This is a genomic window from Gabonibacter chumensis, from assembly GCF_024741215.1.
GTDB lineage: Bacteria > Bacteroidota > Bacteroidia > Bacteroidales > Marinifilaceae > Gabonibacter > Gabonibacter massiliensis.
The window spans coordinates 85042-100089 of the sequence record NZ_JANSKB010000003.1 but is presented as its reverse complement, the minus strand read 5'-3'; the positions used below and the strand labels follow the sequence as shown (position 1 = coordinate 100089).

Annotated in this window: 11 protein-coding genes and 1 riboswitch; of the genes, 5 read left to right on the top strand and 6 right to left on the bottom strand. The window is 43.4% G+C overall.

The genetic code is table 11. The features are described from left to right. Window positions 1–7: 7 nt before the first annotated feature. From NVS78_RS09930 to NVS78_RS09920, 3 genes are all read left to right on the top strand, one after another. Entirely contained in the window at window positions 8–928 is a 921-nt protein-coding gene (locus NVS78_RS09930; protein WP_059025705.1) for an ABC transporter ATP-binding protein, read from the top strand. Between the two features lie 6 nt (window positions 929–934). Beyond that, window positions 935–3220 (top strand): Gldg family protein, encoded by a 2286-nt coding sequence (locus tag NVS78_RS09925; protein ID WP_286359071.1) that lies wholly within the window; start codon window positions 935–937, stop codon window positions 3218–3220. Window positions 3221–3332: 112 nt separating this feature from the next. Then, entirely contained in the window at window positions 3333–5618 is a 2286-nt protein-coding gene (locus NVS78_RS09920) for a Gldg family protein (protein ID WP_286359070.1), read from the top strand. 149 nt (window positions 5619–5767) lie between these two features. Here NVS78_RS09920 and thiH read toward each other — a convergent pair whose 3' ends face one another. From thiH to thiS, 5 genes are read right to left on the bottom strand one after another with little or no spacing between them, the layout of a single operon-like run. Next, window positions 5768–6874, bottom strand: coding sequence for a 2-iminoacetate synthase ThiH (gene thiH / locus NVS78_RS09915; RefSeq protein ID WP_286359069.1), 1107 nt, complete (start codon window positions 6872–6874; stop codon window positions 5768–5770). A gap of 35 nt (window positions 6875–6909) precedes the next feature. Next, window positions 6910–7680 (bottom strand): thiazole synthase, encoded by a 771-nt coding sequence (locus tag NVS78_RS09910; protein ID WP_286359068.1) that lies wholly within the window; start codon window positions 7678–7680, stop codon window positions 6910–6912. A gap of 4 nt (window positions 7681–7684) precedes the next feature. After that, window positions 7685–9670 (bottom strand): thiamine phosphate synthase, encoded by a 1986-nt coding sequence (locus NVS78_RS09905; RefSeq protein ID WP_286359067.1) that lies wholly within the window; start codon window positions 9668–9670, stop codon window positions 7685–7687. A gap of 57 nt (window positions 9671–9727) precedes the next feature. Beyond that, entirely contained in the window at window positions 9728–11479 is a 1752-nt protein-coding gene (gene thiC, locus NVS78_RS09900; RefSeq protein ID WP_286359066.1) for a phosphomethylpyrimidine synthase ThiC, read from the bottom strand. 52 nt (window positions 11480–11531) lie between these two features. Further along, window positions 11532–11732: a sulfur carrier protein ThiS gene (gene thiS, locus NVS78_RS09895; protein WP_286359065.1), complete on the bottom strand. Its 201-nt coding sequence runs from the start codon at window positions 11730–11732 to the stop codon at window positions 11532–11534. Between the two features lie 62 nt (window positions 11733–11794). Continuing rightward, window positions 11795–11930: riboswitch (TPP riboswitch) on the bottom strand. Between the two features lie 142 nt (window positions 11931–12072). Between thiS and NVS78_RS09890 the strand changes: the two genes are divergently transcribed. Continuing rightward, window positions 12073–12663, top strand: coding sequence for a lipocalin-like domain-containing protein (locus NVS78_RS09890; RefSeq protein ID WP_286359064.1), 591 nt, complete (start codon window positions 12073–12075; stop codon window positions 12661–12663). A gap of 81 nt (window positions 12664–12744) precedes the next feature. Further along, window positions 12745–13923, top strand: coding sequence for a DUF4468 domain-containing protein (locus tag NVS78_RS09885; RefSeq protein WP_286359063.1), 1179 nt, complete (start codon window positions 12745–12747; stop codon window positions 13921–13923). On the opposite strand, the gene NVS78_RS09880 is transcribed toward NVS78_RS09885, so the two are convergent. Continuing rightward, the gene (locus NVS78_RS09880) at window positions 13924–14931 is read right to left on the bottom strand and encodes an AI-2E family transporter (RefSeq protein WP_286359062.1); all 1008 of its coding nucleotides are present in this window, start codon (window positions 14929–14931) and stop codon (window positions 13924–13926) included. It lies immediately after the preceding gene. Window positions 14932–15048 lie beyond the last annotated feature (117 nt).

Below are 15048 nucleotides of genomic sequence, written 5' to 3'. Positions count from 1 at the left end.
TAATTGTATGGAAGAATCGATCGTAAAAGTTGAAAATTTATCCCATCGCTACACGGTTCAGTGGGCTATCCGGGATATTAATTTTGAAATCAATACTAATGGTATATATGGTCTTCTCGGATCCAACGGGGCCGGAAAGTCGACCACGATGAATATCATGTGTGGCGTTTTAAAACAGACGGAGGGAGACGTTTATATAAAGGGAGTCAGTATGCGGGAAAATCCCGTAGAGGCTAAGAAACATTTGGGTTTTTTACCGCAGAAACCGCCTTTGCATATGGATATGACGGTAGAGGAGTACTTAACCCATTGTGCCAATATGCGTTTAATGCCATCTAAGGAAGTGAAAGATGCTGTAAAAGATGCTATGGGACGTTGCGGTATTTCTCATTTTAATAAGCGTTTGGTACGTAACCTTTCCGGGGGATACCAACAACGATTGGGAATAGCGCAAGCTATTATTCATAATCCGGAATTTGTAGTGTTGGACGAACCGACGAACGGGTTGGATCCGAACCAGATCGTGGAAGTGCGTCATTTGATCAAAGAGATTGCAGAGGAACGTACTGTCATCCTTTCGACACATATCTTACCGGAGGTTCAGGCTACCTGTGATTATATCCGCATGATTGAAGAGGGTAGATTGGTTTTTGCCGGGACGGTAGACGAGTTCGATAATTATATCATACCGAATACCATATTTGTTTCATTGATCGCTCCGCCTGCCGTGGATGAATTGGCTAAGGTTCCGGGAGTAGTTAACGTGGAGGAGTTGGGAGGAACGAAATTCAGGTTACAATTTTCCGATAACCAGGATGTTATCGAACGTGTGGTAGAGACAAGTGTGGCCAGAGGATGGCGATTGAATGATATACATCTGGAGAAGAGCTCATTAGATGCCGTATTTGCCGAATTATCCAAAAAGTAAGAGACGATGAAGACCATATATAAATTGGCGTTGGCGGAATTACAAACGTTATTCTACTCACCGGTAGCCTGGTTGATTCTGATTATTTTTACTTTTCAGGCGGGAATGGTCTATACCAATCTTTTCGGAGGCTTGGTACGTGCCCAATCATTAGGTTATCCTGTGTACAATGTTACTGCGGGAACTTATTTTCCATTTTTCAGAGCCATGCAACAATATCTCTATTTTTACATTCCTTTGTTGACCATGGGGATCATGAGTAGAGAGTTGGGGAGCGGTTCGATTAAATTATTGTATTCTTCACCGGTTACCAATACTCAGATCATATTGGGAAAATATCTTTCCCTTATGCTTTACTGTTTCGTGTTGATAGGTGTTTTGATCGTATTTGTCTTTTTTGGTGTATGTACGATTAAAATGGTGGATATTCCATATATGCTCAGCGGTCTTTTGGGACTCTATCTGTTGTTGTGCGCTTATGCGGCTATCGGGCTTTTTATGTCCAGTATAACTTCGTATCAAGTGGTTGCCGCTATGGGAACTTTGGCGGTTCTTGCCGTGTTGAGCTATGTAAAAGGAATGTGGCAAGGCATAGAGTTTGTAAAAGATATTACATTTTGGTTATCCATAGACGGACGGGCGGATGAATTTATCGGCGGGTTGATATGTAGTGAGGATTTTCTCTATTTTGTCATTGTGATCGCAATGTTTTTAATGTTGTGTATCCTGCGTTTGCAAGCCAGAAGACAAAGGATATCTTGGATCGTTCGTTGGGGGAAATACCTGGGTGTTGTCGGTATTGCCATGTTGTTGGGATACCTCTCTTCCCGTCCCGTGTTTATGAGTTATTACGATGCTTCCCGGACAAAATTCAATACACTGACGCCCAATAGTCAGGAAATTGTCAAAAAATTGGACGGGGGATTGACGATTACTACTTTTACCAATATTTTGGATAATGATTTTTACAGTACTTTACCCGAAAATGTTAATTGGGATAAGGAGGTTTTCAAACAATACGTGCGTTTTAAGCCGGAGATAAAGATGAAGTATGTTTATTTCTATGCTGATGCTCAAAACAAAGAGTTGGATAAGATGTACCCGAATATGACGGATAAGGAGAGAGCCCGGAAAATGATAGAGTGTTGGGGGATCGATTCCACGATCGTACTTCCTCCGGAAGAGATAAAGAAAATTATCGACTTGGAAGCGGAGAAAAACCACTCTGTTCGTTTGGTGGAACGGGAGAACGGACAACGGATCTTCTTGCGTTTTTACGAGGGATTTGATCGGAACCCGCGTGAAGGGGAGATTTCGGCGGCCTTCAAACGTCTGATCATGAAATTGCCCATTGTCGGTTTTTTGCAAGGACACGGGGAACGTGATCCGAAAAAGGAGGGAGACAGGGATTATAATCGTTTTTCTCAGGATAAGTGGTTTCGTTATGCTTTGATCAATCAAGGTTTTGATGTTGCGGAGGTAACTTTGGATAAAGATATTGCTCCGGATATAGAGATACTGGTGATAGCCGAGATGAAATCAGCGCTGACTCCGGAGGAGAGAATGAGATTGGATGCTTATATCGAAAGGGGAGGAAATTTATTGATTTTAGGGGAGCCGAGACGTAGGGATATTATGAATCAGATTGTGGAACCCCTGGGAGTAAAATTTTTACCTGGGGTTTTGGTGAAGCCTACGGAGAATTTTCAGGCGGATTTGATCATTACGACTCCGACAAAAGAGGCGGGTGAACTCTCTTATCCTTTCCAGACGATCATCGATTATGAAGGATGTGTAACGTTTCCGGGAAGTTCGGCCTTGGCTTACGCGGCGGATAAGGGATATAGCGTGACTCCTCTTTTCATGAGCGATACGGCGGGGAGCTGGAATGAATTGCAGACGACCGATTTTATCGATGACGTCGCTACCTTGAATCTTTTGGAAGGAGAGAAAGAGGAGAGCTTGCCGATAGCCTTGGCTTTGTCTCGGAAAGTGGGAGAAAAGGAGCAAAGAATTATCATTTTCGGTGATGCCGATTGTATCAGTAACGGAGAGTTGGGTATGCAACGGAAAGACGTTTGGGCAATGAATTTCAATATCATTACAGGATCTTTCTTCTGGTTGTCGCATGAGGAAGTTCCTATTGATATGCGACGGCCGACTCCTCCCGATAATGCCGTTTATGTTGGTGAAATCGGGATGTCTGTTGCGAAAATCGGATTTTTGGGAGTTTTTCCTGCCATTTTAATATTCTTCGCTCTGTTTATTTGGATACGTAGACGGGGAAGATGATACCGTAGGTGTTTTTGTATATAAGTTTCCGGGAAAGTGCGTGATCCCGGAACTTATTAGAGCTTCGGTTGTTGTGAGATAAAAAATAAAATTATTAATTAAAACAAAGTTGATGAAGACAATCTATAAATTAGCGATAGCAGAATTGCAGACCCTCTTCTATTCGCCTGTGGCTTGGTTGATTCTGATTATATACACGTTTCAGGCAAGCATGATGTTTACTGAAAGTATATCCGGTATGGTACAAAGTGTCTCTTTGGGTTATCCTTTGAGATCTGTAACAGGAAGAGCTTTCGGGTATATGTTATGGCAAATGACGGAGTACCTTTATCTTTATATTCCGTTGTTAACCATGGGATTGATGAGTCGTGAATTGGGGAGCGGCTCTATTAAATTATTATATTCTTCGCCCGTGACCAACGCTCAAATTATTTTGGGAAAATTTCTTTCCATGATGATTTACGCCTTGGTTTTAATCGGTGTTTTATTCTTGTTCTTCCTTTATGGTGTGTTTACCATTAAGGATATGGAGATCGGAACCCTTTTGACCCAGTTCCTGGGAATTTATCTGTTAATCTGTGCTTACGCGGCTATCGGACTCTTTATGTCCAGCATAACTTCCTATCAGGTCGTTGCGGCAATGGGAACCTTGGCTATATTGGCTGTTTTGAACATGGTGGGAAATTTATGGCAGGATATTGATTTTGTAAGGGATATTACCTATTGGTTGTCCATGAGAGGACGCGTCGGTACTTTCCTGAGGGGAATGATATGCAGTGAAGATTTTCTCTATTTCGTCATCGTAATAGCCATGTTCTTAATGCTCTGTATTTTGCGTTTGCAAACACGGAGACAAAAGATTTCTTTCTGCGTTCGTTGGGGCAAATATGTAGGAGTGGTTTGTATCGCTATGTTGTTGGGGTATTTTTCTTCTCGTCCGGTATTGATGGGGTATTATGATGCTACCTCCACCAAAAGTAATACCTTGACTCCCAATAGTCAGGATATCGTGAAGCGTTTGAATGGCGGTTTGACGATCACGACTTACGTCAATCTGTTGGATGAGGATTACCGTTTCGGTCTGCCTCGAATGATGAATATGAACCGGGGACATTTTGAAGACTACGTGCGTTTTAAACCGGAGATTAAAATCAAATACGTCTATTATTACGATAAAGCGGAAAACAAACATCTGGACGAGCGTTATCCGAATTTGAGCGATAAGGAACGGGCTAAGAAGTTGTGTGAGATTTGGGATTTGGATTCCAATATGTTTTTACCGCCGGAAAAGATTCGGGAAATGGTGGATCTGCAACCGGAAGGAAATCGGTTCGTGCGTTTGATAGAGCGTGAAAGCGGAGAAAAGACGTTTTTGCGTGTTTATGACGATATGCGGAAATTCCCGGGAGAGAGTGAAATTACGGCGGCGTTGAAGCGACTGGTAATGGACTTGCCGACGGTCGGCTTTGTGACAGGACACGGGGAGAGGGATATCAACAAGGAGGGAGACCGGGACTATAAACGTTTTGCCCAAGATAAAAAATTCCGTTATGCTTTGATCAATCAAGGTTTTGATGCCAAAGAGGTTACGTTGGATCAGGATATTCCGGACGATGTACGTATTTTGGTGATAGCCGAAATGAAACAGGCGCTTACTCCGGAAGAAAAGGCCAGGTTGGATGCGTACGTCGCGAGAGGTGGAGATTTGTTGATCATCTCGGAACCCAAACGTCGGGAGTTTATGAATCCGATAGTTGAACCGTTTGGCGTTCAGATTTTACCGGGAGTATTGGTGAAAAAAAGCGAGAATTTCCAACCCGATTTGATTATGGTAACTCCGACCCAGGCAGCTTGTGAGCTATGTTATCATTTCGACGGGATTCGGAGATGGGAAGGGTGTGTGACCATGCCCAGTAGTAGCGCTTTGGCGTACACGGAAGATAAAGGATACACGGTTACACCTCTTTTCATGAGCGATACCGTGGGAAGCTGGAATGAGTTGCAGACCACCGATTTTATCGATGATATTCCTACCATAGATGAAAAAACGGGAGAGACGGAACAAGCTTATCCTACCGCTCTTGCTCTTTCAAGAAAAATAGGAGACAAAGAGCAGCGTATTGTCATTCTGGGGGATGCCGATTGTATCAGTAACGGAGAGGTCAGTATGAGCAGGAAAGACGTGAGAGCCATGAATTACTCTGTCATCATCGGTTCTTTCTATTGGTTGTCTCATGAAGAGGTGCCGATCGACATTCGCCGTCCGAGCACGACGGATACCGAATTATACGTGAGTGAGGCCGGTGCTATTGCCACGAAGATCGGTTTTATGGGTGTGTTGACCGCCTTCCTGATCTTTATGGCCCTCTTTATCTGGATCCGCAGGAGGGGAAGATAAAAGTTAAATCGTGCCGAAAATAATTTCGGTTTTGAGTAAATGATGAAAAACGGAATAGAACCGGAATTCATTTTTGGCACGTTTTGTTTTATAGATAATTTAGTGTTGGATAGGATGATTTGAAAACAACAAATCATCCTATTTTTTATTTACATCCATTTATCCCAATCTTTCCATACCGGTTCATAGCCTTGTGCTTTGATGGCTTCCACCATCTCCTGAGGCGTACGGCTGTCGTTAATGGCAAATTGTTCCAACTCCTTATGGGGAACGACATACCCTCCCGGTTCGGTACTCGATCCGGCACTCATGGAGGTTGCGCCGAGGTGCATGACATGGTCTCTGAATGCTCTGCTTTCTCGGGTAGATATGGATATTTCCGCTTCTTGATCCAACAGGCGATAGGCACATATTAATTGGACCATCTCCCTGTCATTGATCGGATCGTTGGGCGTAAAAGCTCCTGCATGTGGGCGTAGACGGGGAAGAGAGATAGAATACTTGGTTCGCCAATAGGTTTTTTCCAAGTATTTCAAGTGTAATGCCGTGAAAAACGAATCGGTTCGCCAATCTTCTAATCCGAGTAAAGCCCCTATTCCCATTTTTTGAACTCCGGCTCGGCATACCCGATCGGGAGTTTCCAGACGATACCGATAATTGGCTTTTCGACCCTTAGGATGATACAGAGGGTATTGTTTCTCGTTGTAAGTTTCTTGGTATACGCAGACGAAACTGAGTCCGGCTTCGGCTAAACGGGCGTATTCAGCTTCTTCTAAAGGTTGTACTTCCAAGGCTATCTGTGAAAATTTATCCCGGATGGAACGGATTACTTGTTCGTAATAATCAGTGTCGGTTTTGGCGGGAGCCTCTCCCGATACGAGTAAGATATGTTTAAATCCCCATCGGGTGATTACTTGGGTTTCTGCTTCCACCTCTTCTAATGTTAACATTTTGCGATGAAGTTCGTTATCGTGATTGAATCCGCAATAAACACAGAAATTGGTACAGTAGTTGGAAACATAAAGGGGAATATAGAGTTGGATCGTATTTCCGAAACGGGCCAATGTCAGTCGATTGGCTTCCTGTGCCATATCTTCCAGCAACGGAGCCGCTGCAGGAGAGATAAGAGCCATAAAATCATCCAAGGTGCGGTGCGGGTTGTTGATGGCGTCTATGGCATCGTTTTTCGACTTGTCCATGATGTTTTTTTTCACATCTTCCCAGTCGTAGGTTTGTAGGGTATCATAAAAAGACATAATTGATGCTGTAATTTAGTGATTCTGGCAAACGTTTATAGATTCAGGAATTCGGTTAACGGTGAACTGGCTTGTGCGTGTCGGTATTGTTTGGCTAACTTGGCTTCGAATGCCATCCGGCCGGCTTCCACGGCTAATTTAAAAGCCCGCCCCATCTCTACCGGGTTGGGAGAGACGGCAATTGCCGTATTTACCAATACGGCCGCTGCACCCATCTCCATGGCTGCCGCCGCATGGGAAGGAGCTCCGATTCCGGCATCCACGATCACCGGAATATTACTTTGTTCGATGATGATCTCTAACAGGTCTTTCGTGACTAACCCTTTGTTCGTGCCGATAGGAGCGCCCAAAGGCATAACAGTGGCTGCTCCGACCTCCTCTAAGTGTTTGCAGAGTACAGGATCGGCTTGAATGTAAGGAAGAACGACAAAGCCTAATTTTGCCAGTTCTTCGGTTGCTTTTAAGGTTTCGATGGGGTCCGGTAACAGGTATTTGGGATCCGGATGGATCTCTAATTTCAACCAGTTCGTTCCCAAGGCCTCCCGGGCAAGTCGGGCGGCGAAAACAGCTTCTTTGGCCGTTCGAACCCCTGATGTGTTCGGTAAAAGAGTGATATGGGGAGCTTTTAAATGCATTAAGATATCGTCCTCTTTTTCTGACATATCTACTCTTTTAAGAGCAACCGTTACCAATTGGGACTCGGATGCTTTAATGGCTTCTTCCATTAAAGCGTTGGACGAGAATTTACCGGTGCCGGTAAATAATCGTGAAGTAAACACTTTATCAGCTATTTTAAGTGGTTCCATGCCGCTAAATTTTATTGATTATAAGATTTATGATTTCTTCTGTTTTACTTGTTAGATTCTCACTGTTTTTGATGAGAGAGGAGAGAGCTATTCCGGATATACCCGTGGAAAATAAAGGAGAAATATCTTTTTCTTTGATTCCTCCGATAGCATATACCGGAACGTTTATTCCTGCTTTTCGACAAGATTCCATGATGTTTCGATACCCTTCCAATCCCAGAACAGGACTTAATTTTTTCTTGGTCGTAGTATAGGTAAACGGCCCTAAACCGATGTAATCGACCCGTTGAACGGAGCGGGTCATTATATCTTTGAACGTGTTGCACGTGGCTCCGATTATTTTATCGTTTCCCAGTAACTCGCGGGCCTCGAGTGGGTTCATATCTTCCTTCCCCAGATGTACCCCGTCCGCATCTAATTCCAAAGCTATATCGACCCGGTCGTTGATAATGAGAAGGGCGTTGTATTTTTGGCAAATGGCTTTTACTTCTGATCCGGTTTTTATGTATTCGGATCGATCGGTTTCTTTCATCCGCAATTGAATCCAGCGTATTCCTCCTTTACATGCGGCTTCGACCTGCTCCGGGATACTCATCCCCTCTTTGAAGTCGGTGATGTATTGTAGCGGAATTCGGCGTAGGTCGGTTTTAAAAAGGGGAGCATACCGCGAAGGGTGTACTCCTAAACGGGTATCGTTGGATTGAATGAAATCGGAGACATATAGTTGTCCTTCCCGGCAGGCTACCGGTAAGGAGTAGCCTTGTGCCAATCGGGAAGCGATAACGGCCGAAAGAACACATCCCGTACCGTGCTTGTCGTGTTTGTTACGGGAAACGGAACCCGAGTATTCATGCGTCGTCGTTATCAACCGATCGGTAGGGTATTCTTCCCGGTTATGACCGCCTTTCCATAAGATGTTTGTTCGTAAGGAATGACAAACAGTTTGCAATCGGGTGATATGCTCGTTATAATTTTCTGCCGGAAGAGAGAATAATTTACTTAATTCTTCTGCGTTGGGGGTAATTAAGTAAATTTTTCGCAAAATACGCATCAATTTTTTGCGGTCGTCATGCCGGTGAAATTCGAATCCGGCGCTGGCTTTTAGAATGGGATCCCAAATTATTTTTGTCTGGGGAAGTTTTTGCTTCAAGTAAGTGACGATCTGATCCAAAAGATTAAAATCTTTAATCAGTCCGATTTTGATAACCCGAGGTGAGAATTCTTGTAGAATGATATCGCATTGTCGGGTGATCTCCTCGAATGTCAACCAATGGGTTCCAAGGTATTCGTTTTGATTCTGAAATGTGATGGCCGTACAGATTCCCAGTCCGTATACCCCGCAATTTTCAAACGTTTTGATATCGGAACTGATTCCGGCTCCGGAACTGGGATCGAATCCGGCCATACTTAGTACCGGAGTGGGGAATAATTTCAGGAAGCGAAAAATGGCTTCTTCGGGTTTATTCCATAAATAGCCCAACAGGGCTACACCTGCGAAACCCATTTGGCGGCAGGATGAAACACGATCCGCATCGACTCCTCCTAAAGCTATGATCTGTTTGTCCGTGGAGTTTAGGAAGCTTTTTAAAGTATCCGGATCAAACTTTGACCGATAACCGTATTTCGATATACTGTCGAATATGGGACTTAAGAAGAGGTAGTCAGTGTGAAACGGTATGCGGTCTACTTCTTCCACGGTATGGCAGGAAACACTAACATGATGATACGCGTTTTTCTCTTTCCATTGAGCGACTTGTTCGTATTTTAAGTGAACACCTTTTAGCCCGTATGTTTTTACCAGACCGAAATGGTCATGAATGACGATTCTGTTCCGAAACGCGGGAATAATTTTTTGGATGAAATTTTCGTAATCCTCGAGGCTTCCTCCCGGTTTTCTCAGGTGTAACAGATGTAATCCGTTTTCAAAAAGTCTGTTTATTATCGACTCTTCGTGGGGAATAAATTCGGGAGGAGTTATAACAATAATCATAGAGTTTTCCTTAGGGAAGGAGAGATACATATGATTGATATCTCTCCTTCGTTCATGTTATTGATTTATTTTCTTTCTTAATTTTTCGCTTGCCCTCATGGAACAAAAATGTTCTCCGCACATGGAGCAGAAATGAGCCTCTTTATGACCTTCGGCCGGTAATGTCTCATCGTGAAAACGTAAAGCTTTCTCCGAATCTAAGGCTAAATGAAACTGGTCTTTCCAACGGAATTCGAAACGAGCCTTGCTCATGGCATAATCCCGCCAGTAAGCGGCGGGATGTCCTTTGGCTAAGTCTGCCGCGTGAGCGGCTAATTTGAACGTGATAACACCTTCCTTGACATCGTCCCGGTTGGGTAAACCGAGGTGTTCTTTTTGTGTCACGTAACAGAGCATGGAAGTTCCGTACCAGCCGATCATAGCACCGCCGATAGCGGACGTAATATGATCGTATCCCGGGGCAATATCCGTCACGAGGGGACCGAGTGTGTAAAAAGGAGCTTCGCTGCAATAGTCCAGCTCTAATTCCATGTTTTCTCGAATTTTTTGCATAGGAACGTGTCCCGGGCCTTCGATAAGTACTTGTACGTCGTGCTTCCAGGCAATTTTAGCCAGTTCACCGAGTGTTTTTAATTCGGCAATCTGTGCCTCGTCGTTGGAATCTGCAATACATCCCGGACGGAGTCCGTCTCCGATGGATATACCCACGTCGTATTTAGCCAGAATCTCGCATATATCTTCGAAATGGTCATATAGGAAACTTTCTTGTTTGTGGGTGGTACACCAATGTGCCATAATCGCTCCTCCCCGGGAAACGATTCCCGTAAGACGCTTTAGGGTAAGCGGTACGTGATGCCACCTTAAGCCGGCATGGATTGTAAAGTAATCGACTCCCTGTTCGGCTTGTTCTATCAGGGTATCGCGGTATATTTCCCAATTTAGCTCTTCCACTTTTCCCCGTACTTTTTCCAAGGCCTGATACAAGGGTACGGTCCCCACGGGAACCGGGGAGTTCCGGATGATCCATTCCCTGGTTTCATGAATGTTTTTGCCGGTGGAGAGATCCATGATCGTGTCGGCTCCCCAACGGAAAGCCCATACGGCTTTTTCAACCTCTTCCGAAATGGTCGATGTGATCGGAGAATTTCCGATATTGGCATTGATCTTGACAAGGAAATTGCGACCGATGATCATCGGTTCGCTCTCCGGGTGATTGATGTTGGCCGGGATGACGGCTCTTCCTGCCGCTACTTCCTGCCGAACAAATTCCGGCGTGATGTATGCCGGAACGTGAGCCCCTAAAGGTTCTCCTTTCTCTCTTTTATAGTTTTCCCGGATTTGGTCTACCTGTTGATTTTCCCGGATGGCAATAAACTCCATTTCCGGAGTGATGATTCCTTTCTTGGCATAATACATTTGCGTTACGCTCTGACCGGGCTTAGCTACTCGCGGATGCGTATTCACGTGTTCGAAACGAAGGTGATCCAGCGAGGGGTCGTTTTGCCTCATTTGTCCGTATTCGGAGCTTAATCCTTCTAATTGTACGGTATCGTTTCTTTCTCTGATCCATCGTTCCCTGATTTTCGGGAGACCTTTATTCAGGTCGACTTTGTAGGCGGGGTCCGTATAGGGTCCGGAGGTATCGTACACGACAACCGGTTCGTTTTCTACTTTTTGGCCATTCAAATCTATGGTCGGGGAGAGATTGATTCTGCGCATGGGTACTTCAATATCGAATACCTCTCCTTTCACGTAAAATTTTTCAGATCCTGGCAGCGGACCGCAGGAAACTTCCATTTCTTTTTCCATAATATGATTTTGATTTGATGATTTTTCTGTTTTGGTCGATCCAAGGATATTCTCAGCCGCCTTGTACGGCTTTGATGATGATGATCTTATTTCCGTCTTGTAGTTTCGTATTTTCCCATTCGGTTTTGGGAATAACGGAAAAGTCAATGGCAACGGCAATATTTTCGAATGGAATACCGTTGTTGCTCAATACCTCTTTTAAGGTGTTTTCCGGAGAACAATGTGTTGCTTTGTCGTTGATGAAAATTTGCATAACCTCGTTGTTTTTGTTCGGTTGAACGTGAGTTCCGACCGTTTTTTTATTAATTAAAATTCAAAAAGGGAATGCACTCTACCTACGCCGGCATTACCCGGATCAGGTTATAGGGTATAATCTCAGCCCGTTGTATTGATCTGTGTTTACAGATAGAAATGAAATTATCTCATTTCTTAGGCACCCCTTGTTGAAAAATTCAAGACAAAGCTAAGCATAATTTTATTAAAAAAGCAAGAAAAGGAATATTTAACGAAAGAATTGTTCAGGGAGGATATCTCCGGATAATTTTCGTATTTTTGTATATCTGAAAAACGAGAACGATGGAAATAATCTGAATATGAAAAAAGTGATTTACCTGGCTTTGTTTTGGTCTCTGTTGATCGTATTTGGGGCGGGCGGTTGCCAATCTCCCGGTAAGATTCAAACGCTTAGCGGCGTCGTTTTTGATGCATCGATGAATAATATTATCGTGATTACGACGAAAGGCGATACGGTCGATATCAGTACGATGGATGCAGATCCTGCCAAAGTTCCTGGAGTACTGATTGATGATTCCGTCAAGATCTCTTACCGGAAAGAACGAATGGGTAACGGGACTGTTTTAAAGGCTCGGCAACTTATCGTGACCGCACATTCGCCATACTATTACATTCAGGGAACCTGGCTCGAGCCGAATCCGATAGATGCTGATGATCAACAGGGGTTTACGTTGAATCAGGACGGGACCGCATCCTCTATCGGTATGGCTACCTTAGAGATAAGGAATTGGGGTCTGAACGATGGAGTGTTGATATTGGGATACGAGAGTGTAGGTAACGGACAGACAATCGAAGGACAAGATACGTTGAATATTATAAAACTAAATGCAGATTCGTTGGTTTTGTCAAGGAATAACGCAATACGCTGGCGTTTAGCTCGTCGAAAATAAAGTGATCAATTTTAACGCTTCTAAACCGGAAATGTCGTTAACTCCTGTTATCTTTGCTACATATCATTAAGTAATAAATCTATGAAACAGCTTTTATTTTTACTTTTGTTTGTGCCGACAATACTTTTCGCACAGGGAAAAACCGATAAAAAATACTTGGCCGGAGCGGTTCCGGTAGTAGATGGTATGGTTACTTTTACCAAAGTAATTGAAGCGCCCGGACTTACTCGAGATCAAATTTATGAAAAATTAAGTCAGTGGGCGGAAAAACGATTCGTAGCCGATAAAGAGTTGGAGAGCCGGGTTTTATATATGGATCCTCAGGGTGGGACTATCGTTTGTCAAGGACAGGAGTATTTGATATTTGCCGATAAATTATTAGCGTTAGACCGTGCGGTAATGACTTATCAGGTATCATTGACGAGTTTCTCCGGAAATTGTTACATGAAGATCAGCTCTATTATCTATTCGTATAATACGGGACGTACGAACGGTATGGAGCTGTTGCGGGCCGAGAGTACGATCACGGACGAGCATACCTTGACCAAAAAGAAAGATAAATTAATTCGGGCGACCGGTAAATTTAGAATTCATACGATCGATTTGGTGGATCGTATGTACGACGATATCGTAAAGGTATTGGGAGGTAACGTCGGTGAGACGAAAACAAACGCCAATACTTCGTTGAAGGCGGTTGCCCCGGTCGAGATCGCCAGGGAGATGGAGGCAGACATGACCCGCTCGTCCAGTCAATTGGAGGGGTATAAACAGATCGCTCCGGATAAAATTCCCGGAAATATAATCAAAATGCTTTCAGAAGGTTGGTCTTTGATTACAGCCGGCAATGACGAAAAATTCAATATGATGACGGCCAGTTGGGGCGGTTTGGGTTATCTGTATAATAAACCTGTAGCGTTTAGTTTTATATATCCTACTCGTTATACCTATCAACTGATGGAAAAAGGAGACACTTACACGATCTCTTTTTTCACGGAGACTTATAGGGAAGTTTTGGAATATTGTGGGAATCATTCGGGAAAAGATGCCGATAAGGTTAAGGAAAGCGGATTAACACCGATTACAACTCCTTCCGGGAGTAAGGCATTTTCCGAGGCGTGGATGATTATCGAATGCCGTAAGATGATTTCTCAGTCTATAACTCCGGAAGCTATCTTCGACGAGCAATTGAAAGAAAAATGGGCGGGTAAGCAACTGCATAAAGTTTATATCGGCGAAATCGTAAATGTATGGGTGAAATAATCAGTTGTCTAAATACTCTTCTTTGAATATATTTACGCAAAGAATAAAGATAGATAAGAGAAGAGGACCGAAGATTACGCCCATAAAGCCGAATAAAGAAAGGCCGATAACTACTCCGAATATGGTAATTAACGGATGGGTATCGGCCATTTTCTTTTGTAATACAAAACGGATCAGATTGTCCACGTTAGCAATGACGATGATGGCGTAAACGGTTAATCCGATCGCGTGTCCCCAGTCTCCGCTTAATCCCATGTATAGGGCTAACGGAATCCAGATCAATGCTGTACCTATGACGGGAATGATCGTCGCGAAGCAACTCAGTATACCGAATATCAACGGGCTGGGGGTTCCGAAGATATAATATCCTAACATGGCGATAGCTCCCTGAATGACGGCTAATAGAGGAATTCCGAGCGCGTTTGATTTTACGATCATGTTGATTTCATGCAATACATTCCGGGAATTCTTTTTGTTGAAAGGAAGAATATCATTGAAATAGGCTTCCATTTTGGTTCCGCCGATTAACATGAAGTAGAGCATGAAAAGCAAAACCAATACATTCATGGTAAAACTGCTGATACTTCCCATGAGAAATTGTCCTATTTTGGGTAAAATAGAGACCATAGAGGCGATATTGTCTTTACTTAAGGGGTAATAGCCCGTGTGTTGCTGGATGAGATCCGCCAGCCGTTCAATGGGGGCGATAAGCGTTTGGGGGGCGAGATTTATGGCGTGCGATTGATTTACAAGTAGCCAGATAACCAGAAATAGCGGAATTAAAAAACAAAGGATGGTTTCGCATAGCATGAGAAATGCCATTAGCCCTCGTTTCATATGTTTTTTTTCTGTCAGGTACAACATTTGTTGTCTGAGAAGAATATATATGGTTATCGCACCTAAAATACCGCCTAAAAAGGGAATGAATTTGATAAACAAGATGATTCCTAACACGAGGATAATGATGATAAGCGAATATTTCCAGTATTGTTCTTTTATATTACTCATAAGTGTTTCTGTTTATTTTAATGAATATCGACTAATTAACGATAAACGAAAGAAAAAAGTTATACGGATGTATTAAGAACTGTCAAATCGTCATTTGTTTGGATTTGGCATAACAAT